This window comes from Pseudomonas sp. MD330_10, assembly GCF_042610415.1.
Classification (GTDB): domain Bacteria; phylum Pseudomonadota; class Gammaproteobacteria; order Pseudomonadales; family Pseudomonadaceae; genus Aquipseudomonas; species Aquipseudomonas rhodesiae.
Genome location: NZ_JBHGZU010000002.1, coordinates 143058 through 165749 on the forward strand (window position 1 = coordinate 143058; position 22692 = coordinate 165749).

18 protein-coding genes are annotated in these 22692 nt (G+C 60.5%); 8 read left to right on the plus strand and 10 right to left on the minus strand.

Features of this window, described 5'->3' with window-relative positions; all coding sequences use genetic code 11:
• Nucleotides 1–22 precede the first annotated feature (22 nt).
• Genes ACFZPT_RS03760 through ACFZPT_RS03770 form a run of 3 tightly spaced genes read right to left on the minus strand, consistent with a single transcriptional unit; the run spans nt 23 to nt 3267 of the window.
• Nucleotides 23–1267 (minus strand): lipoprotein-releasing ABC transporter permease subunit, encoded by a 1245-nt coding sequence (locus ACFZPT_RS03760; RefSeq protein ID WP_034096490.1) that lies wholly within the window; start codon nt 1265–1267, stop codon nt 23–25.
• A gap of 58 nt (nt 1268–1325) precedes the next feature.
• On the minus strand, nt 1326–2009 hold the full coding sequence (lolD, locus tag ACFZPT_RS03765) for a lipoprotein-releasing ABC transporter ATP-binding protein LolD (RefSeq protein WP_379554973.1): 684 nt from the start codon (nt 2007–2009) through the stop codon (nt 1326–1328).
• Between the two features lie 7 nt (nt 2010–2016).
• Complete coding sequence (locus tag ACFZPT_RS03770) at nt 2017–3267, minus strand: lipoprotein-releasing ABC transporter permease subunit (protein WP_034096489.1); 1251 nt, start codon at nt 3265–3267, stop codon at nt 2017–2019.
• A 94-nt stretch (nt 3268–3361) separates the two neighbouring features.
• Here ACFZPT_RS03770 and ACFZPT_RS03775 point away from each other — a divergent pair, with 94 nt between their 5' ends.
• Together ACFZPT_RS03775 and ACFZPT_RS03780 are read left to right on the plus strand one after the other, a co-directional pair.
• A complete protein-coding gene (locus ACFZPT_RS03775) occupies nt 3362–3946 on the plus strand; it encodes a PilZ domain-containing protein (RefSeq protein WP_034112467.1) in 585 nt (194 codons plus the stop codon).
• A 43-nt stretch (nt 3947–3989) separates the two neighbouring features.
• Nucleotides 3990–4712 carry a glycerophosphodiester phosphodiesterase family protein gene (locus ACFZPT_RS03780; RefSeq protein WP_034096487.1) on the plus strand — a complete coding sequence of 241 codons (723 nt, stop codon included), beginning with the start codon at nt 3990–3992 and terminating at the stop codon, nt 4710–4712.
• 42 nt (nt 4713–4754) lie between these two features.
• On the opposite strand, the gene sthA is transcribed toward ACFZPT_RS03780, so the two are convergent.
• Nucleotides 4755–6149 (minus strand): Si-specific NAD(P)(+) transhydrogenase, encoded by a 1395-nt coding sequence (gene sthA / locus ACFZPT_RS03785; RefSeq protein WP_034096486.1) that lies wholly within the window; start codon nt 6147–6149, stop codon nt 4755–4757.
• 215 nt (nt 6150–6364) lie between these two features.
• Here sthA and ACFZPT_RS03790 point away from each other — a divergent pair, with 215 nt between their 5' ends.
• Complete coding sequence (locus tag ACFZPT_RS03790; RefSeq protein ID WP_040267645.1) at nt 6365–6898, plus strand: chalcone isomerase family protein; 534 nt, start codon at nt 6365–6367, stop codon at nt 6896–6898.
• 169 nt (nt 6899–7067) lie between these two features.
• On the opposite strand, the gene ACFZPT_RS03795 is transcribed toward ACFZPT_RS03790, so the two are convergent.
• Nucleotides 7068–8531: a glyceraldehyde-3-phosphate dehydrogenase gene (locus ACFZPT_RS03795; RefSeq protein WP_034096484.1), complete on the minus strand. Its 1464-nt coding sequence runs from the start codon at nt 8529–8531 to the stop codon at nt 7068–7070.
• Nucleotides 8532–8871: 340 nt separating this feature from the next.
• Here ACFZPT_RS03795 and mfd point away from each other — a divergent pair, with 340 nt between their 5' ends.
• The 3 genes from mfd to ACFZPT_RS03810 are packed head-to-tail and all read left to right on the plus strand — an operon-like array spanning nt 8872 to nt 15602.
• Nucleotides 8872–12321: a transcription-repair coupling factor gene (gene mfd / locus ACFZPT_RS03800; RefSeq protein ID WP_099312551.1), complete on the plus strand. Its 3450-nt coding sequence runs from the start codon at nt 8872–8874 to the stop codon at nt 12319–12321.
• Nucleotides 12322–12332: 11 nt separating this feature from the next.
• A complete protein-coding gene (locus ACFZPT_RS03805; protein ID WP_034096482.1) occupies nt 12333–12899 on the plus strand; it encodes a CsiV family protein in 567 nt (188 codons plus the stop codon).
• Nucleotides 12900–12908: 9 nt separating this feature from the next.
• Nucleotides 12909–15602, plus strand: coding sequence for a DEAD/DEAH box helicase (locus tag ACFZPT_RS03810; protein WP_099312553.1), 2694 nt, complete (start codon nt 12909–12911; stop codon nt 15600–15602).
• Between the two features lie 12 nt (nt 15603–15614).
• Here ACFZPT_RS03810 and nagZ read toward each other — a convergent pair whose 3' ends face one another.
• Nucleotides 15615–16625 carry a beta-N-acetylhexosaminidase gene (gene nagZ, locus ACFZPT_RS03815; protein ID WP_099312555.1) on the minus strand — a complete coding sequence of 337 codons (1011 nt, stop codon included), beginning with the start codon at nt 16623–16625 and terminating at the stop codon, nt 15615–15617.
• A gap of 144 nt (nt 16626–16769) precedes the next feature.
• Nucleotides 16770–17477 (minus strand): TetR/AcrR family transcriptional regulator, encoded by a 708-nt coding sequence (locus ACFZPT_RS03820; protein WP_034112458.1) that lies wholly within the window; start codon nt 17475–17477, stop codon nt 16770–16772.
• 263 nt (nt 17478–17740) lie between these two features.
• Between ACFZPT_RS03820 and lexA the strand changes: the two genes are divergently transcribed.
• Both lexA and sulA read left to right on the plus strand, forming a co-directional pair.
• Nucleotides 17741–18349, plus strand: a complete 609-nt coding sequence (gene lexA, locus ACFZPT_RS03825) for a transcriptional repressor LexA (RefSeq protein ID WP_099312559.1) — start codon at nt 17741–17743, stop codon at nt 18347–18349.
• Nucleotides 18350–18359: 10 nt separating this feature from the next.
• A complete protein-coding gene (gene sulA / locus ACFZPT_RS03830; RefSeq protein ID WP_034096478.1) occupies nt 18360–18833 on the plus strand; it encodes an SOS-induced cell division inhibitor SulA in 474 nt (157 codons plus the stop codon).
• 147 nt (nt 18834–18980) lie between these two features.
• Here sulA and ACFZPT_RS03835 read toward each other — a convergent pair whose 3' ends face one another.
• From ACFZPT_RS03835 to topA, 3 genes are all read right to left on the minus strand, one after another.
• Nucleotides 18981–19214 (minus strand): hypothetical protein, encoded by a 234-nt coding sequence (locus tag ACFZPT_RS03835; RefSeq protein ID WP_017254451.1) that lies wholly within the window; start codon nt 19212–19214, stop codon nt 18981–18983.
• A 126-nt stretch (nt 19215–19340) separates the two neighbouring features.
• Complete coding sequence (locus ACFZPT_RS03840; RefSeq protein WP_034096477.1) at nt 19341–19862, minus strand: DUF6586 family protein; 522 nt, start codon at nt 19860–19862, stop codon at nt 19341–19343.
• Nucleotides 19863–20047: 185 nt separating this feature from the next.
• Complete coding sequence (gene topA / locus ACFZPT_RS03845; protein ID WP_034096476.1) at nt 20048–22669, minus strand: type I DNA topoisomerase; 2622 nt, start codon at nt 22667–22669, stop codon at nt 20048–20050.
• Nucleotides 22670–22692: the final 23 nt, after the last annotated feature.

The window sequence follows — 22692 nt, forward strand, 5'->3', positions numbered from 1 at the left end:
CCCCCGATAGCGGTCCAAATAATTACGAATATCTCAGCGCATGTGCCGGCTCGATCTTCGCCGCGCGATACGCCGGGTAGATCGTCGCCAGAAAGCTCAGCACAAAACCGGCCGAGCAGATCAGCAGCACGTCGCCGCCCTGCAGCTCGGAGGGCAGGTTACTGACAAAATACACATCCGAACTGAAGATATGCTGTCCGGTCACGCGCTCCAGCCAGCCCACCAGTTCGCTCACGTTCAGTGCCGCGATCACGCCGAGTACGCCGCCGATCAAGGTGCCGACGATGCCGATCACGGTGCCCTGCACCATGAAAATCGCCATGATCTGCCGCGGCGTGGCGCCGATAGTGCGCAGGATCGCGATGTCCGCGCCCTTGTCGTTCACCACCATGATCAACGTGGCGATGATGTTGAACGCGGCCACGGCGACAATCATCAGCAGCAACAGGCCGATCATGGTTTTTTCCATTTTCATGGCGCTGAACAGGCTGCCCTGGGTGTGGGTCCAATCATCGGCCTTGTAGGCCGCGCCCAGCCCGGCGGCGATATCCGCCGAAACCTTGGGTGCCGCGTACAAGTCTTTCACCGCCAGACGCACGCTTTGCACCTGGTTCGGCTGCCAATGCTGTATCTCGGCAGCGTCGGCCATGTTGATCAGCGCCATGGAACCATCCAGCTCGGCGCCTACCTTGAAGATCCCCACCACATTCAACCGCTGCATGCGCGGGGTGATGCCGCCCGGCGCGCTACTGAGTTCCGGCACGATCAGGGTCAGCTTGTCGCCCACATTGAGGCGGAAACGCCGCGCGGTGATCTCACCGACCACCACGCCGAACTCGCCGGGCCTCAAGTCTTCCAGTTTGCCGCGCACGATATGCTGGGCCACGATCGACACCTTGCCTTCCTGGGCCGGGTCGACGCCGCTGATTTCAATCGGCTGCATGGCACCCTTATAGGAAAACATGCCGTCCATTTGCGTGAAAGGCACTGCGGCGGTGACCTGCGGGTTCTTCATCGCCGCGGCGGCCACTGGCTGCCAATCGTCAATGGGCTTGACGCCGACAATGGTCGCATGGGGCACCATGCCGAGAATGCGCGAACTCATTTCGCGCTGAAAGCCGTTCATCACCGACAGCACCACGATCATCGCCAGTACGCCGAGGGCGAGGCCGATCATCGAGGTCATCGAGATAAACGAGACAAAACGGTTGCGGCGCTTGGCGCGGGTATAGCGCGTGCCGATAAAAATCGATAACGGTCTGAACATTCGCGGGCACCGTTGGAAAAATAGAAAACCCGGCATCATGCGCCGGGCTTGAAACAGGTCAGATGGCGACCAGATGACCTTCCTGCAAGTACAACACGCGGTCCATCTGCCGGGCCATGCTCATGTCATGGGTCACCACCAGGAACGCGGTGCGCATCTGGGTGCTCAGTTCCAGCATCAGGTCCTTGATGCCCTGGGCAGTGTGCGAATCAAGGTTGCCGGTGGGCTCGTCGAGCATCACCAGGCCCGGGTTGTTCACCAGGGCACGGGCAATGGCCACACGCTGACGCTCGCCGCCGGACAACTCCGCGGGTTTGTGCTCCAGGCGATGGCCGAGGCCGACACGCTCCAGCAGCGCCGTCGCACGTTGACGGGCCTCGGGGATCGCGGTTTTGCCGATCAGCAATGGCATGCACACGTTTTCCAGAGCGGTGAACTCCGGCAACAGGTGGTGAAACTGATACACAAAGCCCAGCGAGCGGTTGCGCAACTGGCCACGGGCTTTCTCACCCAGGGCCGACAACTCTTCACCTGCCAACCAGACGCTGCCCTGGGACGGCGTATCGAGGCCGCCCAACAGGTTGAGCAAGGTACTTTTGCCGGAACCGGAACTGCCGACGATCGCCACGCGCTCGCCCGGATGCAGTTCAAGCTGCAGGTTGGACAGCACCACCACGGACTCCGGGCCTTCCTCGTAGGATTTGCCCAGGTTGCGGCAGCTCAGGATTGCTTTTTCACTCATGCCCGATTCACTCATAACGTAAGGCCTGTGCTGGCTGGGTACGTGCCGCGCGCCAGGCTGGATACAGGGTGGCAAGGAAACTCAAGACCAACGCCGCGCCGCCTACCATCAACACGTCCTGGGTCTGGACCTGGGACGGCAGATAGTCGATGAAGTAGACGTCGGCGTTAAGAAACTTGTGGCCGATCAGGGTTTCCAGAGCGGCGATGGCCGCGCTGACGTTCAACGCAGCAAGGATCCCGACGGCGGTGCCGATCAAGGTACCGACCACGCCGATCACGGTGCCCTGCACCATAAAGATCGCCATGATCTGACCCGGCGTGGCGCCGAGGGTGCGCAGGATGGCGATGTCGCCTTTTTTGTCGTTCACCACCATCACCAGAGTGGAGATGATGTTGAACGCCGCCACGGCAACGATCAGCAGCAACAGCAGACCGATCATGGCTTTTTCCATGCGGATGGCCTGGTACAGGTTGCCGTGGGTGCGGGTCCAGTCGCGGGCGTAATACTCGGACTCGCCCAGGTGCTGGGCAATTTCCCAGGCGCCGCGCGGGGCGTCGAACAAGTCACTGAATTTCAGGCGCAGGCCCTGCACCTGGTCCGGCTGCCAGCGATGCAGGCGCGCCAGGTCGGTGAGATTGGTCAGACCGAGGTAGCCGTCGATCTCGCCAGCGCCGACGTGGAAGGTGCCGACCACGGTAAAACGCTTCATGCGCGGAAACATGCCGGCCGGGGTCACGGTGACTTCCGGGGCGACGAAGGTGAGCTTGTCACCGATACCCACGCCGAGCTTGGCCGCGGCCTTGTCACCGATAACGATGCCAAAACTGCCCGGGGCCAGGTCGTCGAGCCGGCCCTGCAGCATAAACTGGTCGATGATCGAGACCTTGCGTTCCTGGGCCGGGTCGATGGCGTTAAGCAGGATCTTCTGCACCTTGCCGTCGTTGGTCAGCAACCCCTGCATCTGGGTGAACGGCGCAACGGCCACGACCTTGGGGTTCTGCTTGACCTTATCGGCCAGGCTTTGCCAGTCGCTGATGGGCTCGCTGGCTTCGATGGTCGCGTGGGGCACCATGCCCAGCACGCGGGTGCGCATCTCATGATCGAAACCGTTCATCACCGACAGCACCACAATCATCACGACCACGCCCAAGGCGAGCCCGATCATCGAGGTCAAGGAAATGAACGACACAAAATGATTGCGACGCTTTGCACGGGTATAACGCGTGCCGATAAATACGAAGAGAGGTCTGAACATGTCGGGGCTTGTTCGGAGGAAAAGAAGACGTCCCGGTGGCGGGGTCTGGTAAGCAGCTTTACACTCAGACCATTACCGCCAGCAGGGGTTCGCCATGACGACATTAGATGAAGAAGAGCGCCGCGAATACTACCGTATCGACGACATGATCGCACTTCAAATCAAAAGCCTGTCTGCCCCTGAAGCAGCGGGCAAGGAAGTATTGCTGGATGATTCACCGCTGTTCAACCTGCTCAGTGAATTGCACCTGAGCGAATTCGAAGCTCAGCACCTGTTGCGCCAGATCAGCGAGAAAGATCGAAGCCTGGCGGCGTTCCTCAAAGTCCAGAACAAACGCCTGGACCTGCTCAGCCAAGTCATGGCGCTCGGCCTGCTGGACGAAGTGGGCGCGCCGCAGCCCGTGATCATCTCCGAAGGCGGCATCGACTTCCAATACCCCTCATCCTTGACTGTGGGTGCCCACCTGGCGGTCAAGCTGGTGCTGATGCCCCAGGCGCTGGGCCTGTTGCTGCGCGCCAAGGTCACCCATTGCGAAGCCAAGGGCGACGGCTTCGACGTCGGCACGGAATTCGAATCCATGACCGATGCCCAACGCCAGTTGCTGGCGCGCTACATCCTGCAAAAACAAGCCCAGGAGCGGCGCCTGGCGCGGGAAAAAAGCGACGCCCAGGCCACCTGAATTCGTATACACCCGCCGGACGACCTGGCGAAAAGGAGCAACTGTGACCCTGATTTACGGCCATCGCGGCGCCAAAGGCGAAGCACCGGAAAACACCCTGACCAGCTTTCAGCAATGCCTCAAGCACGGCGTACGCCGCTGCGAACTGGACCTGCACCTGTCCATGGATGGCGAGCTGATGGTCATCCACGACCCGACCCTCAAGCGCACCGCCGACCGGCGCGGCAAGGTGGTCGAGTATTCGGCGGCCGACCTGGTGAAAATGGACGCGCGCAAGGGCGGCCCGGGCTGGGTCTCGCCCTGCCCTATCCCGCGCCTGGAAGAACTGTTCGAACAATGCGATTTCGATCACTGGCAACTGGAAGTCAAAAGCGCTTCGCGCACCCGCGCCGCGACCACTGTGTTGGCGATCCGCGAGATGGCGGTGCGCTTCGGCCTGATGGACAAGGTCACCGTTACGTCCAGCTCAAGGGAAGTGCTCAAGGCGGCGGTGGAACTCACCCCGGACCTGTCACGCGGGCTGGTGGCAGAATACGCCTGGCTCGACCCGCTGAAGGTCGCGCAGAACTATGGTTGTGAGTACTTGGCATTGAATTGGACGTTGTGCACACCCGAGCGCCTGGCCAAAGCCCAGCGCCAGGGTTTGCACGTATCCGTGTGGACGGTCAACGAACCCGCGCTGATGCGCAGGCTCGCCGACTTCGGCGTAGATAGCCTGATTACAGACTTTCCCGGTTTGGCCACTGCCACCCTCGGGAATTACTGAAATCGGTCTCCCCGGCCGGCTCAGGCCACCGGCCGGAGCCGCTCAAAAAAGCCGGTTGAGGCCGTCGTAGGCCGCTACCCGATAGGCTTCGGCCATGGTCGGGTAGTTGAAGGTGGTGTTCACAAAATACTTGAGGGTATTTTGCTCTCCCGGCTGGTTCATGATGGCCTGACCGATGTGCACGATCTCCGACGCCTGATAGCCGAAGCAATGCACGCCGAGGACCTCCAGGGTTTCACGGTGGAACAGAATCTTCAGCATGCCTTGCGGCTCACCGGCGATCTGCGCACGCGCCATGCTCTTGAAGAACGCCTTGCCCACTTCGTAGGGCACCTTGGCCTTGGTCAGCTCGTGCTCATTCTTACCAATGGAGCTGATTTCCGGAATCGTGTAGATGCCGGTGGGCACGTCGTTCACGTAGCGCCAGCTGCCGTTATCGACGATGCTGCCGGCGGCCGAACGGCCCTGGTCATGGGCGGCACTGGCCAGGCTCGGCCAGCCGATCACGTCACCGGCGCCATAGATGTTGGCCACGCAGGTACGGTAATTCTCGTCCACTTCGATCTGGCCACGGTTGTTGACCTTGACCCCGATGTTTTCCATGCCCAGCTTATCGGTGTTGCCGGTACGCCCGTTGCACCACAGCAAGGCGTCGGCCTTGATCTTCTTGCCGGACTTGAGGTGCAGGATCACCCCGTTGTCCAGGCCTTCGACCCGCTCGTACTCTTCGTTATGGCGCACGGTGATGTTGTTGTTGCTGAAGTGGTAACTCAACGCCTGGGAAATTTCCGAGTCGAGGAAACTCAGCAACTGATCGCGGTTGTCCACCAGCTCCACCAGTACACCCAGGCCACTGAAGATCGACGCGTATTCACAGCCGATCACGCCGGCACCGTAGATGATCAGTTTGCGCGGGGTGTGGCCCAGGCTCAGGATGGTGTCGCTATCGTAGATACGCGGGTGATGGAAATCGATATCCGCCGGGCGATACGGGCGAGACCCGGTGGCGATGATGATGTGCTTGGCCACCAGTTTCTCGACCACGCCGTTGGAACACACCACTTCAATGGTCTGCTCGTCAGCGAAGCTGCCGGTGCCGAAGAACAGGTCGACACGGTTACGGGCGTAGTAACCGGTGCGCGAGGCCACCTGCTTGGAGATGACTTTCTCGGCGCTTTTCAACACATCCGGAAACGAAAACCAACGCGGCTCACCAATAGCCCGGAACATCGGGTTGGTGTTGAACTGCATGATCTGGCGCACCGAGTGACGCAAGGCCTTGGACGGGATGGTACCCAGGTGGGTGCAGTTACCGCCGACTTGGCGACGGCTATCGACCATCGCCACCTTGCGCCCTGCCTTCGCGGCGTTCATCGCCGCACCTTCTCCAGCTGGGCCGGAACCCAGTACCACCACGTCGTAGTTGTAGACAGCCATGCGTACTCCTCAGAACAGGCCAGGCGTACGGTAGGACGCCGGGCTAAATCATGCCGCGGCCAGCGGTCATGAAGGACAATTTGGCTCAAGTGTGTGAACCGGGGCACAGTCTATATAAGGCTCAACGCCGCGCACATTAACCCTTGGTCGCGTCATAGGCCAGTCTTGCCATACTACAGGACGCAAATCAGCGCCGATTTCAGGATGAGCCCATTATGCGACAACTATTGTTTTGTTTAATGCTGATGGTGTCGATCACGGCGCACGCCAGCGATGCGCAGCGCCTTAAGCAAGCTGGCTTCCCGGCACAGGTCGAAGGACTGACGCGAAAAAACCAGGCGGTGCTCAATTATCTGTGGGCAGACGTGTATGCCGCAGCGCTGTATGCCCCGGCAGGGCTCAGCGCAAGGCACGCCTGGGACCAGCAGAAAGCCCTGCGCCTGACGCTGTATTACTTTCGCGACATCGACCGCAGTGACGTGATCAAGGCCGCCACGACCACCCTGGCGCGCCAACACGCCAACGCTCGATTAAAGCCGGAACTGGATAAATTGCACGCCAGTTTTCGCGACATCCGCAACGGTGATCGTTATGCCCTGGATTTTCATCCCGGTCGCGGTTTGAAGCTGGAGATCAATGGGCAGGTGGTGTTCAGCAGTGTTGATGATGAACTGGCGAGGGCCTACCTAGGCATCTGGCTCGCGCCTGGGGGGTTGTCGGACAGTTTGCGGGATCGATTGCTGAATTGATGTGTCGGCTGCACCACCACTATCGGGGGCAAGCTCCCTCCCACCTTTGAATATATTCACAAATCAAACTGTGGGAGGGGGCCCCCGATCAGGCACCCCAGGCCACACAAAACCCAGCCACAAAAAAGCCCCGAACCAGTCGGGGCTTTTTTTCATTCAGCGCAGAGGCTTAGCGCGGAAACGCAGGCGGGTTGACCCCGGCCATGTCTTCCATCACACGCACCACCTGGCAGCTGTAACCGAACTCGTTGTCGTACCACACGTACAGCACAACGCGGTTGTCCTGGGTGATGGTCGCTTCTGCGTCCACCACACCGGCGTGGCGCGAGCCGACGAAGTCGGTGGACACCACTTCCTGAGAATTGACGAAGTCGATTTGCTTGTGCAGATCGGAGTGCAGCGCCATGTAGCGCAGGTACTCGTTCATCTCTTCGCGGGTAGCGGCTTTCTCAAGGTTCAGGTTGAGAATAGCCATCGACACGTTAGGCGTAGGAACACGGATCGCGTTGCCGGTCAGCTTGCCGGCCAATTCAGGCAGGGCCTTGGCAGCGGCGGTGGCGGCACCGGTCTCGGTGATCACCATGTTCAACGCGGCGCTACGACCACGGCGATCGCCTTTGTGGAAGTTGTCGATCAGGTTCTGGTCGTTGGTGTACGAGTGAACGGTTTCAACGTGACCATTCACGATGCCGAACTTGTCGTTGACGGCCTTGAGCACCGGCACGATGGCGTTGGTGGTGCAGGACGCGGCAGACACGATCTTATCGTCAGCGGTGATTTCAGCGTGGTTGATGCCGTGCACGATGTTCTTGAGCTTGCCCTTGCCAGGCGCGGTCAGAACAACGCGAGCGATACCTGGGCACTGCAAGTGCTGGCCCAGGCCCTCGGCATCACGCCATACACCGGTGTTATCCACCAGCAGGGCGTCCTTGATGCCGTACTGGGTGTAGTCCACCTCAGTCGGGTTCTTCGCGTAGATCACCTGGATCAGGTTACCGTTGGCGGTAATGGTGTTGTTTTCTTCGTCGATGACGATGGTGCCGTTGAACGGGCCGTGGACCGAATCGCGACGCAGCAGGCTGGCGCGCTTGGTCAGGTCGTTCTCGGCGCCTTTGCGCACCACGATGGCACGCAGACGCAGGCCGTCGCCGCCACCGGTTTTTTCGATCAGGATGCGCGCCAGCAGGCGGCCGATACGGCCAAAGCCATACAGCACGACGTCGGTGCCCTTGCGAGCGGCGGCGTTTTGCTGGCCAACCACATCGGCCATTTCCTCACGCACGAACTGCTCGGCGCTACGGCCGTTGGCTTCGGTACGGAATTTGTAGGCCAATTTGCCCAGGTCTACCGAAGCCGCGCCGAGCTTGAGCTCGCTCATGGCCTTGAGCAGGGGGAATGTTTCGTGGACGGAGAGTTCGCTGTCGTCGGCAGAACGATGGCGAGCAAAGCGATGTGCCTTGAGAATCGCGATGACTGACTGGTTGATCAGGCTGCGGCCATAGATCGAACTCACCACATTGTTATTGCGGTAGAGCTGACCGATGAGCGGGATCATCGCTTCTGCGAGTGCTTCACGATCGATCCATTCACCAAGACACTGGTCGGGCTTCTGAGTCACGGGAACCTTCCACATGTAGGGGCTGAAAAAAGGGGCTACATTATGACGCCCGACCGCCCTCGGAGCAATGCGCCGACCACAACAAAAAGGCCTTGCGAAAAAAAGCGACCCCGCTGCAGCCCAGTAAATACGCGGCTTCCAGAAGGCCACCATTGGAACGCCTTGGGCGACTTGTCCGTAACCCTCCGAAAACCCCACGCGTTTTGGCACTACATATTGAGTCAAAACACCGCTTTGTTTGTCTTAGCCACTACATTTCCTACAAACCGTAATAGGCTCAGTCAGCAACTGACAGGCGGCACCTGGGGCCGTTACAATTACCGACTTTGTCGCAACGCTTGGAGCTCAACCTTCCGTGCCCGTTCTGCGTCTACCGCAACTCCCTGCCGCGGCAGGTAAACAGCACTGGGGCAACCTGCCCGGTGCCGCCCTGAGCCTGGCCATCGCCGAGGCTGCCAGCGCAGCCAAGCGCTTTACCCTGCTGCTTACCGCCGATAGCCAAAGCGCCGAACGGTTGGAGCAGGAGCTGAGCTTCTTCGCCCCCGATTTGCCGGTGCTGCATTTTCCCGATTGGGAAACCCTGCCTTACGACCTGTTCTCACCGCATCAGGACATCATTTCCCAGCGCATCGCCAGCCTGTACCGTCTGCCGGAACTGGCCCACGGCGTGCTCGTGGTGCCGATCACCACGGCGCTGCACCGCCTGGCGCCGACCAAGTTTCTGCTGGGCAGCAGTCTGGTGCTGGATGTCGGCCAGAAGCTCGATGTCGAACAGATGCGCACGCGCCTGGAAGCCAGTGGCTACCGCTGTGTGGACACCGTGTACGAGCACGGCGAGTTCGCGGTGCGCGGCGCGCTGATCGACCTGTTCCCGATGGGCAGCAAGCTGCCTTATCGCATCGATCTGTTCGACGACGAAATCGAAACCCTGCGCACCTTTGATCCGGAAAACCAGCGCTCCATCGACAAGGTCGAATCGATCAAACTGCTGCCGGCGCGGGAATTTCCGTTGCAAAAAGATGCGGTGACCCGCTTCAAAGCGCGTTTCCGTGAACGCTTCGACGTCGACTTCCGCCGCTGCCCGATCTTCCAAGACCTGAGCAGCGGGATTACACCCGCCGGTATTGAGTACTACCTGCCGCTGTTTTTCGACGAAACCTCCACCCTGTTCGACTACCTGCCCCAGGACACCCAAGTGTTCTCGCTGCCGGGCATCGAGCAGGCCGCGGAAAACTTCTGGAACGACGTGCGCAACCGCTATGAAGAGCGCCGCGTCGACCCTTCCCGTCCTTTATTACCGCCCGCCGAGCTGTTCCTGCCGGTGGAAGATTGTTTCGCGCGCCTGAAAAACTGGCCGCGGGTCGTCGCCAGCCAGCAGGACGTGGACGCCGGCAGTGGCCGCGAGCGCTTCCCCGCGCAAGCGCTGCCTGACTTGGCGATTGAAGCCAAGGCCAACCAGCCGCTGGAAGCGCTGTCCACCTTCCTTGGCGACTTCCCGGGCCGCGTGTTGTTTACCGCCGAATCCGCCGGGCGCCGCGAGGTCCTGCTGGAGTTGCTCGAACGCCTCAAACTGCGCCCGAAGAACGTCGACAGTTGGCCGGACTTCGTCGCGAGCAAGGATCGCCTGGCGATCACCATCGCCCCCCTGGACGAAGGTTTGCTGCTGAATGACCCAGCCCTGGCGTTGATTGCCGAGAGCCCACTGTTCGGTCAACGCGTGATGCAGCGTCGGCGCCGGGAAAAACGCGCGGACGCCAACAATGACGCGGTGATCAAAAACCTCACCGAACTGCGCGAAGGCGCGCCGGTGGTGCATATCGATCACGGTGTCGGCCGCTACCTGGGCCTGCAGACCCTGGAGATCGACAACCAGGCCGCCGAATTCCTCACCATGGCATACGCCGAGGGTGCCAAGCTCTATGTGCCGGTGGCCAACCTGCACCTGATTGCGCGTTACACCGGCAGCGACGACGCCCTGGCGCCGCTGCATCGCCTGGGTTCCGAGACCTGGCAAAAAGCCAAGCGCAAGGCCGCCGAGCAGGTGCGCGATGTGGCCGCCGAGCTGCTGGACATCTACGCCCGGCGCGCGGCGCGCGAAGGTTATGCATTCGCCGACCCGAAAGCCGACTACGCCACCTTCAGCGCCGGTTTCGCCTTTGAAGAAACCCCGGATCAGCAGACCACCATCGAAGCCGTGCGCGCCGACATGCTTGCGCCCAAGCCAATGGACCGCCTGGTGTGTGGCGACGTGGGCTTCGGCAAGACCGAAGTGGCCATGCGCGCCGCCTTCATCGCGGTGCACGGCGGCAAGCAAGTGGCAATTCTGGTGCCCACCACCCTGCTCGCCCAGCAGCACTACAACAGCTTTCGCGATCGCTTTGCCGATTGGCCGGTGACCGTGGAAGTGATGAGCCGCTTCAAGTCCGCCAAAGAAGTGAACGCCGCCGTCGCCGACCTGGCCGAAGGCAAGATCGATATCGTGATCGGCACTCACAAGCTGCTGTCGGACGATGTGAAGATCAAAAACCTGGGCCTGGTGATCATCGACGAAGAACACCGTTTCGGCGTGCGCCAGAAAGAACAGCTCAAGGCCCTGCGCAGCGAAGTCGATATCCTCACCCTGACCGCCACGCCGATTCCGCGCACGCTGAACATGGCGGTGTCGGGCATGCGTGATCTGTCCATCATCGCCACGCCACCGGCGCGGCGCCTGTCAGTGCGCACGTTCGTGATGGAGCAGAACAAAAGCACGGTCAAGGAAGCGCTGCTGCGGGAGTTGCTGCGCGGCGGCCAGGTGTATTACCTGCACAACGACGTCAAGACTATCGAGAAATGCGCTGCCGACCTCGCCGAACTGGTGCCCGAAGCGCGGATCGCCATCGGCCACGGCCAGATGCGCGAGCGCGAACTCGAACAGGTAATGAGCGACTTCTACCACAAGCGCTTCAACGTGCTGATCGCCTCGACCATCATCGAGACCGGCATCGACGTGCCGAGCGCCAACACCATCATCATCGAGCGCGCCGACAAGTTCGGCCTGGCGCAACTGCACCAGTTGCGCGGCCGGGTCGGACGCAGCCATCACCAGGCCTACGCGTACTTGCTCACCCCGCCACGCCAGCAGATCACTGGCGACGCGGAGAAACGCCTGGAAGCCATCGCCAACACCCAAGACCTCGGCGCCGGCTTTGTGCTGGCCACCAACGACCTGGAAATCCGTGGCGCCGGCGAACTGCTGGGTGACGGCCAGAGCGGGCAGATCCAGGCCGTGGGTTTCACCTTATATATGGAAATGCTCGAACGGGCAGTCAAAGCCATCCGCAAGGGCGAACAGCCGAACCTCGATCAGCCTTTGGGCGGCGGTCCGGAAATCAACCTGCGCCTGCCGGCGTTGATTCCCGAGGACTACCTGCCGGATGTGCACGCGCGACTCATCCTGTACAAACGCATCGCCTCGGCCACCGATGAAGAGGGGCTCAAGGACCTGCAAGTGGAGATGATCGACCGCTTCGGCTTGCTGCCGGAGCCGACCAAGAACCTGGTACGCCTGACCCTACTCAAATTGCAGGCCGAGCAACTGGGGATCAAGAAGGTCGACGCCGGGCCCCAGGGCGGGCGTATCGAATTCGAAGCGCAGACGCCGGTCGACCCGCTGGTACTGATCAAACTGATCCAGGGCCAGCCCAACCGCTACAAGTTCGAAGGGGCTACGCTGTTCAAATTCATGGTGCCGATGGAACGCGCCGACGAACGCTTCAATACCCTGGAGGCGCTGTTCGAGCGCCTTATCCCGAAATCTGTTTGAAGGACGCCCCAATGCGCCTGTCCCGCATTCTGAGCCTGTTGTTAGTGATACTTGCGCCCCCGGCGTTTGCCGACAGCCCGTACCAGGTGGAAATGATCCTGGTGCGTCAGAACGCCGAACCGGTGATCTACAGTCGCGCCGCGCCGGAAACCTGGGATGACGGCGCTGAGCGCCTGGGCGACAAAATGAGCCCACCGCGCCTGAGCGCTATCGTCGACAAACTGCGTGGCGACGCCAACTACACGGTGTTGGCCCATAAGGCCTGGGAGCAGAACCTCGGCGAACAACCGGTGAAAATCGCCATCGCCGAGGGTAAGGAGCAGTTCGGCCAATTCCCCATCGAGGGCGTGCTGAACCTGCAACTGGGCCGTTTCACCGATATCGATGCGGATTTCTGGATCAACCAATTCGACAGCAACGGCAGCGTGGTCGCCAGCGAACACCTGGCGCAGAAAGACGTGCGCACCAAGAACAACCAGCTCAATTACCTGGATGGCGGCCATTTGGCGCTGCTGATCAAAATCACCTCACTGACCGCCAAACCGCCCAGCGCACCACCGCCCGACCTGCAGGACTGATCCAGCGCCATGCCCCTCACCCCGCCGTTGACCAAGCCCCTGGCCCCTTCGTGGGCCAATCGCTTCAAAGAACAAAGCCTGGAGCGTGGGCGGCGTTATGCGTTGGAAAACCGCGTGCGGATTGTCGAGTCCGGCGACAGCACCATTATCGCCAGTTGCGAAGGCTCGGGCGGCAATGTGTACCGGCAGACCATTTCGCTGCGCGAGTCGGCCAAAGGCGCGCTGCTCCTGGTGGACAGCCGCTGCACCTGCCCCGTACACAGCAACTGCAAACATATCGCGGCTGTGCTGCTCAAGGTTCAGGAAACCCTGGCCTACCCGGCGGCGGCTCAAGATGCCGAGTTGCTGGAAAAACTCCAGGCCGTGCTGGATAACCGCGTGGTCCTGCCGCAAGTGCTGATGGAGGACGTGCAACCGGTGCCGCGCCTGTGGCTGGCCAGCGCCGAGTTCAGCGCATTCGAACCGCGCAACGGCAAGATGCAACGCTATATCCAGCACCGCGCGGCACTGGCGTTCAACTACCTGGGTAACTACGTCAGCGGGCAAAAACACGCTGACATCATCGTGCGTCAAGAAACCCAAAGCCTGCGGATCAAGCGACACCCGGAGGTGGAACAGGCCTACCGCGAACAGCTGCGCCTGCTGGGTTTCAAGATCGCCACGCGTCAGAGCAAAGCCTTGCCGGAAAGCGCCGGCGAGCTGTTCGAGATGATCAACGACAGCGCCTGGCTGAATTTCACCCTCAACGACTCGCCGACCCTGCGCGCCGAGGGCTGGGAATTGCTGCTCGACGACGATTTCGGCTTCGACCTCAGCGCGGTGGACGACTGGTACGCCACCGTCGATGAAGGCCCGGAACGTGATTGGTTCGACCTTGAGTTGGGGATTATCGTCAATGGCCAGCGACTGAGCCTGTTGCCGATCCTGCTGAACCTGATGCGCTCTCACACCGAAATCCTCAACCCGGAGAAGCTCGCACGGCGCCGCGACGATGAACTGATCCTGGTGAACATCCCCGCCGCGCCCAACGGTGACCATGGGCCCGTGCAGGTGGCGCTGCCCTACGGTCGCTTGAAACCGGTGCTGGCCACCCTTGGTGAGTTCTACCTGCAGGAACCGGGCAGTACTGCGCTGCGCTTGGCCAAGGCCGATGCGGTCCGACTCAACCCGCTGGAAGACCTGCCTCTGCAATGGGAGGGCGGTGACAAAATCCGCAACTTCGCCCAACGCCTGCGGGACATCAAGGACTTCACCTGCGCGGCCCCCGATGGCTTGAACGCGACGTTGCGCCCTTACCAGTTGGAAGGCTTGAGCTGGATGCAATCGCTGCGGCAATTAGAGGTGGGCGGCATTCTGGCGGATGACATGGGCCTGGGCAAAACCCTACAAACCCTGGCGCATATTCTCAGCGAAAAAAACGCCGGGCGCTTGGACCGGCCCTGCATGGTGGTGATGCCCACCAGTCTGATCCCTAACTGGCTTGATGAAGCAGCGCACTTCACCCCGCAACTGAAAGTACTGGCACTGTACGGTGCCGGACGTAAGAAACATCTCCCAAATTTGCAGGACTATGACCTGCTGCTCACCACCTATGCACTGCTGCCCAAGGACATCGAGCATCTGGCCACCCTGCCCTTGCATGTGCTGATCCTCGACGAAGCGCAGTACATCAAGAACCCGACCAGCAAGGCCGCCCAGGCGGCACGCGAGCTGAACGCACGGCAGCGCCTGTGCCTGAGCGGCACGCCGCTGGAAAACCACTTGGGCGAGCTGTGGTCGCTGTTTCACTTTCTGCTGCCGGGCTGGCTGGGCGATGTGAAGAGCTTTAATCGCGACTACCGCGTGCCCATCGAAAAGCGCGCCAGCGATGTGCGATTGCAGCACCTGAACGGTCGGATCAAGCCGTTTCTACTACGTCGCACCAAGGAACAGGTGGCTACCGAACTGCCGCCGAAGACCGAGATCATCCACTGGGTCGACCTCAACGAAGCCCAGCGCGACGTGTACGAGACCATGCGCCTGGCCATGGACAAGAAGGTCCGCGACGAGATCACCCGCAAAGGCGTGGCACGCAGCCAGATCATCATCCTTGAGGCGCTGCTCAAGCTGCGCCAAGTGTGCTGCGACCTGCGCCTGATCAACGATGCCACCCTGCCCGCTCGCGGCAGCAGCTCGGGCAAGCTCGACAGTTTGATGGACATGCTCGACGAGCTGTTTGCCGAAGGTCGGCGGATCCTGTTGTTTTCCCAATTCACCTCGATGCTGAGCCTGATCGAAGCCGAGCTGAAAAAACGCGGCATTGCCTACGCACTACTGACCGGGCAGACCCGTGATCGGCGCACGCCGGTCAAGGACTTCCAGAGCGGCAAGCTGCAGATATTTCTGATCAGCCTGAAGGCCGGCGGTGTGGGCCTGAACCTGACAGAAGCCGACACCGTGATCCACTACGATCCCTGGTGGAACCCGGCCACGGAAAACCAGGCCACTGACCGTGCCTATCGCATCGGCCAGGAGAAACCGGTATTCGTCTACAAGATGATTGCGCGCGGCACGGTGGAAGAGAAAATCCAGCACCTGCAAAAGGAGAAATCCGATCTGGCGGCGGGGGTGCTGGATGGACGAACCACGGGTGATTGGCAGTTGGGCAATGAGGATATCGAGGCGTTGTTCGCGCCGTTGCCCAATAAGCAGGAGAAGCGGTGACGGAGCGAGGTATCAGTCGATCAACTGGGCTTCGCGTAACGCCGTAAGCGCCGCCAACCAGCGCGGGTCTTGCTTGTACTCCGTTGAAGCCATTGCCTGACCGCGCATGCGCGCGATGCGAGGCGACGGCGTGACCTTCATACGCTGCGCAGCACTCAACGCCAACTCCGCCGCCGCGCGATCATTGCACACCAAGCCCATGTCGCAACCGGCGGTCAACGCGGCCTCGATACGGCTGGCCGCGTCACCGACCACATGGGCACCGGCCATGGACAAGTCGTCACTGAAAATCATCCCATCGAATTGCAACTCGCCGCGCAGAATGTCTTGCAACCAGCGACGCGAAAAACCGGCAGGCTGGGCGTCCACCTGCGGGTAGATCACGTGGGCCGGCATCACCGCCGCCAACTGCTGGCTCAGACGTGCGAAAGGCACCAGATCATTGGCGCGAATCTGCTCCAGGCTGCGCTCGTCATTAGGAATTGCGACGTGGGAATCGGCCTCAGCCCAGCCGTGGCCTGGGAAATGTTTACCGGTGGCAGCCATACCGGCGCTGTTCATGCCACGGATAAAGGCACCGGCGAGTAAGGCGGCACGCTCCGGGTCGCCCTCGAAGGATCGGGTGCCGACCACAGCGCTGCGTTGGTAATCAAGGTCCAGTACCGGGGCAAAACTCAGGTCAAGGCCAACCGCCAGCACTTCCGTAGCCATGATCCAGCCGCATTGCTCGGCCAGGTATTCAGCGTTGGGGTTGTCCGCGAGCGCTCGCATGGCCGGCAGGCGCACAAAGCCCTGGCGCAGGCGCTGCACGCGGCCGCCTTCTTGGTCGACGGCCAGCAACAGGTCGGGGCGCACCGCGCGAATGGCCGCGCTCAGTTCACGCACCTGGCGCGGATGTTCGATATTGCGCGCGAAAATAATCAGCCCACCCACTTCAGGCTGGCGCAACAAGTGGCGATCCTCAGCCGTGAGCCAGGTACCGGCCACGTCGACCATCAAAGAACCTTGCAGGGCAGCAGTCATAAACCTTCCTTATATAACGCACACAACCCGTTGCGCTCACGGCGCACGAAGGGCGCGGCGAGCACAACGGGTTGCGAATAAATAGCTGAAATCGGCATGGCGGCTAGCTTAGCGGATGCCAATGGCCGCGCACACCCAGGGCAATCAAACCTTGGCGGGAATGGGCACTGTTTTGCTGCGTGGGCGCAGTTGCGCGGCGGCCATGGTTGGGTCGGTCACGCCGGTTTCGGCACGCATGCCGGCGGCGAGGAAAGGCACCATCAAACGCATCACTTGCTCAATGGAAGTGTTAACGCCGAAGTCGGTCTCGGCAATCGCGCGCAATGCCTTGATCCCGGACATACTGAACGCCGCCGCGCCGAGCATAAAGTGGACGCGCCAGAACAGTTCGATCGGTGGAATACGTGGGGCAGCTTCGTTGACCAGCAACATATAGCGACGAAATACCTTGCCGTACATGTCTTCCAGGTAACGCCGCAGGTGGCCTTGACTCTGACTGAACGCCAGGCCGAGCAAACGCATAAAGATCGACAGGTCGTTACCGCTACGCGGTTGCACTACCAGCGCCTGCTCAACGAGAATTTCCAGCAATTCTTCAAGGCTGGGCTTGTTGTCGGCCTTGGCCTGGCGACGTTCAAGCTCGCGGTCGAGGCTGGCGCAGAAAGGCCCCAGAAAGCGTGAAAAAACGGCCTGGATAAGGGCTTTCTTCGAGCCGAAATGGTAATTCACCGCCGCGAGGTTGACCCCGGCTTTGCTGGTAATCAGCCGCAATGAAGTTTCAGCAAATCCTTTTTCCGCGAACAATTGCTCAGCAGCATCGAGAATGCGCTCAACGGTTTCCGACTGGGCCATGGCTACTCCGCCTGACAAACACTTGTTTGAAACATACGTTTCAGGGTGTGTCTTGTCAAGCCTGAGGAGCCGTTTTCCGGCCGGGCAGTCATGCGTGTGCGTGCTATTTAATCACATCCGTATCCGTCTGTAGGTAGCGCTATCCGTGACTTGTAGGACGGATACCGAATGACCGTCCAGCGGAGTGCCGAAAAAGGATGATTGCCAAGCGCAGTTCACTGTATATAATCCCAGTCACTGTATAAAAAGACAGAGCGATCAACATGCTAAAACTGACGCCACGCCAAGCTGAGATTCTGGCTTTTATCAAGCGCTGCCTCGACGACAACGGCTACCCGCCGACACGAGCCGAAATTGCGCTGGAACTGGGGTTCAAGTCCCCTAACGCCGCCGAAGAACACCTCAAGGCCCTCGCACGCAAAGGCGCTATCGAGATGACCCCCGGTGCTTCGCGGGGCATTCGCATCCCTGGCTTCGAGGCCAAGGCCGACGAGTCGACGCTGCCCATCATCGGCCGTGTCGCCGCCGGTGCGCCGATCCTGGCGCAGCAGCACGTCGAGGAATCCTGCAACATTAATCCGACCTTCTTCCACCCTCGCGCTGATTACCTCTTGCGGGTACACGGCATGAGTATGAAGGACGTCGGTATCTTCGACGGTGATCTGCTGGCCGTCCATACCACCCGCGACGCCCGTAATGGTCAGATCGTCGTGGCCCGTATCGGCGATGAAGTCACCGTCAAACGCTTCAAGCGCGAAGGCAGCAAGGTCTGGCTACTGGCCGAGAACCCTGAGTTCGCCCCGATTGAAGTGAACCTGAAAGATCAGGATCTGGTGATCGAAGGCTTGAGCGTCGGCGTCATTCGCCGCTAGAGGAGGCACCATGCAGCTCGTACACACCCCACAACACACCCAACTGTCGCTGTTCGAGGCCTTTATGGCCCATCCTCTCGCGCCTATCCTCAAGGAAACGGTCGAAGCGCCCTGGAGCGCCGAACCCGAGGTGTTCAGTGAGCTGTCGTTGCGCGGTGCTGCCGGGAGCTGCCTGAGCCTGCTGGCGCCAATTCTTCGCGAATTGAGTGAGGAACAGGACGCCCGCTGGCTAACGCTGATCGCTCCGCCTGCCAGTCTTACCCAGGCTTGGCTGCGGGACGCCGGCCTTAACCGCGAACGCATCCTGTTGCTGCAACCGCGCGGTACGCAAAGCGCACAACAGCTGACTTGCGAGGCCTTACGCTTGGGCCGAAGCCACACCGTGGTCAGCTGGCTCAACCCATTGAACGCGGCCGCTAAGCAACAACTGGTGAGCGCTGCGCGTGTTGGGGATGCACAGAGCTTGAATATTCGATTGGGATGAAGGTTTCGCTACGCGGAGGGCCTCAGCAGGGCTCGCTGGGGTGAAGATGCTCTTTGTGGTCAGCGGGCGTGTCCCATATTGGAGCGCTGCTTCGCAGCCGGACGTGGGATAAGCCCGCCGACCACAACAATACCGAACAGCCTGAAATCAGTGAAGGACCCGCGGCCCGTCTTCTTTCTCCGGCTCGCCCTCGGCCAGGCGACCAGCCATCTGCACGCCAACGCTCAACATGGCTTTCGCCACTTCCACATGCTGACCTTGCAGAAATGCTTTGGCGTCCTCGGAAAAATCCAAGATAACCAGAGAACCTTCGTCCTCCGCCCGGCGCAGCTCAATTCGGCCGTCAGGCAGTTCAACAATTTCCAGAAAGGACGTCGGCATAAAAGTCTGTTCTCCACGAAAGGGCAGGATTATATCAGTCATCCGCCAAGCCTCGGTGCGGATCTCAACAGGTTTCTTTACGTCTTGATGAACGGCGTGGTTAGCGCCACGCCATTGCCCTGCGTTCTAGCACTCGCTCAACCCTTCCCGAAAACGCAGTGCCAGTTTTTTCAGTTCCTGGCGCCAGCTCTCCAGCTCTTTCCGGCTCAAAGGTTCAGGCTCCTCGTCTTCCACTGCAACCGCAACGATCAGCGGCTGGGTCACATCGCCCTTGGGCACATGAGGAATGCGCGGCGGCTGGAACATATCGGCATGGGCCTTGAGCAAGCGCGCCAACCAGCTTTCAGGGCTTTGGGCCATTTCCACCAGCTCGGCCAACTCGGGAATGGCCATGGCGTCCAATACTTCGCGGCTCATGATCATCTCTGCCCGAGGAGAACCCGCCTGCGGCAGGCGATAGAACCCTGCTATTTCATGGCACAGGCCCAGCAAAGCGCCGTACAGGTGGAATAACGCCGCTTCACGCCCGGCCTGCACCAGCGCGATCGCGTTCATCTCCTTACCTTCCTCGGCGCGGCCAAGGGCTTCCAGGGATAAACCCGCGAAGTAAATTTTCTGATTGGTACGGGTATAGAGTTCGTGGGCCATAACGGCAGTCTCCACAACGAATTAGGCGTGATGCTGGCTGAATAGTGTCACGGATCAGCCGAATCGACTGCAAGCGCAATCAAGCGCTGCTTATGCAGATCAAAACGCTACTTCAGGATCTAAAAGATCCAAATATGGGAGGGGCTTACCCCTCCGCTATTTGGATCTTCAGCGCATCCGACAGATCAGGCGCCCTGACGCTTGTCCTCGACCTTCCACTTGCCGCCTTCATAGAAGGCTTTCCAGCCGGTCGGCTTACCGTCGACCTCGGACTGCACGTACTGTTCCTTGGTCTTGCGGCTGTAGCGAATCACGGCTGGGCGACCATCCGGATCCTTCTTCGGCGCTTCACACAGGAAGTGGTACTTAGGATCGATCTCGTCCTTGTGCGGCACGATTTCCATTACTAGCGGCGCACGAGTCTCGCGGTTTTTCGGGAACTGGCTGGCTGCCAGGAACAAGCCAGAGGCACCGTCACGCAGGATGTAGGTGTCGTTGACCTTTTCGCACTTGAGCTCCGGCATCTTCACCGGGTCCATCTTCGGCGGCGCCGCATCGCCGCTCTTGAGCAGTTTGCGGGTGTTCTTGCACGTCGGGTTGGTGCAGCCAAAGAACTTACCGAAGCGGCCAGTCTTGAGCTGCATCTCGCTGCCGCACTTGTCGCATTCCAGGCTCGGACCTTCGTAGCCCTTGATGCGGTAGGTGCCTTCTTCGATCTCGTAGCCGTTGCAATCCGGGTTGTTACCGCAGATATGCAGCTTGTGCTTCTCATCCAACAGGTAGGCATCCATCGCCGTGCTGCAGATCGGGCAGCGGTGCTTGCCACGCAGCACCAACGACTCGGATTCACCCTCGTCGTCAGCCGCGATTTCATCGCCCGGCACCAGGTTGACCGTGGCCTTGCAGCGCTCTTTCGGCGGCAGGCTGTAGCCCGAGCAACCAAGGAACACACCGGTGGACGCCGTGCGAATCTGCATCGGCCGACCGCAGGTCTGGCACGGGATATCCGTCATCACCGGCTGGTTGGCGCGCATGCCGTTCTCGGGGCTCTCGGCCACCTCAAGCTTCTTCTTGAAGTCGCCGTAGAACTCGTCCAGCACGTTTTTCCAATCGCGCTCGCCCTGGGCCACGTCGTCGAGATTCTCTTCCATGCCGGCAGTGAAGCCGTAATCCATCAGGTTGGAGAAGCTCTCGGAGAGACGCTCGGTGACGATGTCACCCATCTTTTCCGAATAGAAACGACGATTATGCAGCGCCACATAGCCACGGTCCTGGATGGTGGAAATGATCGCCGCGTAGGTCGAAGGGCGACCGATACCGCGCTTTTCCATCTCCTTGACCAGGCTGGCTTCCGAATAACGCGCCGGCGGCTTGGTGAAGTGCTGGGACGGATCGAGCTTGATCAGCTTCAATGTATCGCCCTGAGCCATGTCCGGCAGCACATCGTCGTCACCAGGCTTGGCGATCTGCGGCATCACGCGGGTATAACCGTCGAATTTGAGAATGCGGCCCTTGGCACGCAGCTCGAAGTCGGAGGCCGCCACGGTAACCGTGGTGGACAGGTACTGCGCCGGCAGCATCTGGCAGGCCAGGAACTGGCGCCAGATCAGCTCGTAGAGACGCTCAGCGTCGCGCTCCATGCCGCTCAGCTTGCTTGGCTCGGTGTTGGCGTCGGAAGGACGAATCGCTTCGTGAGCCTCCTGTGCGCCTTCCTTGCTGCTATAGACGTTAGGCTTCTCCGGCAGGTACTTCTTGCCGAACTCGCTTTCGATGTAGGTTCGCGCCATGGCGACCGCGTCCACCGACAGGTTGGTGGAGTCGGTACGCATATAAGTGATGTAGCCGGCTTCATACAGACGCTGGGCCATCATCATGGTTTTTTTCACACCGAAGCCCAGGCGGTTGCTCGCGGCCTGTTGCAGGGTGGAGGTGATGAAAGGTGCCGACGGCTTGCTGCTGGTCGGTTTGTCTTCACGCTTGACGATGCTGTAGCTGGACGCCTTGAGCTTCTCCAGCGCAGCCATGGCCTGGGCTTCGTTCAGCGGCTTGAAGGCTTCGCCTTTCTCGCGGGCCACTTCAAAGCGCACATTGGCGCCCTTGGCGGTGCCCAGGTCGGCGTGGACTTCCCAGTACTCTTCAGGGATGAACGCACGAATCTCACGCTCACGCTCCACCACCAGCTTCACGGCAACCGACTGCACACGGCCGGCGGACAGGCCACGGGCGATCTTGGCCCACAGCAGCGGCGAGACCATATAACCCACCACGCGATCGAGGAAACGCCGTGCCTGCTGGGCATTGACGCGGTCGATATCCAACTCGCCCGGCTTGGAGAAGGCTTCCTGGATGGCTTTCTTGGTGATTTCGTTGAACACGACGCGCTTGTAGCGGCTGTCGTCACCGCCGATGGCTTCCCGCAGGTGCCAGGCAATGGCCTCCCCTTCGCGGTCCAAGTCCGTCGCGAGATAGATGGTGTCAGCATCCTTGGCGAGCCGGCGCAGCTCTTCGATGACCTTTTCCTTGCCAGGAAGGATCTCGTACTTGGCCTTCCAGCCATGGTCCGGGTCCACACCCATGCGCGAGACCAGCTGCTTGCGCGCTTTCTCCTTGGGTGTGAGCACCGGACCTTCGCCCGCAGCGGCCTTGCCGCGCTTAGCGGCTGGCTCCTTGCTGGCGCTAGCCGAACCGCTGGTGGGCAGGTCTCGGATATGGCCGATACTCGACTTCACCACGTACTCGTTGCCCAAGTACTTGTTGATGGTCTTGGCCTTAGCCGGGGATTCCACAATGACCAGCGATTTGCCCATGGATCGGAAAATTCCTGAATTCG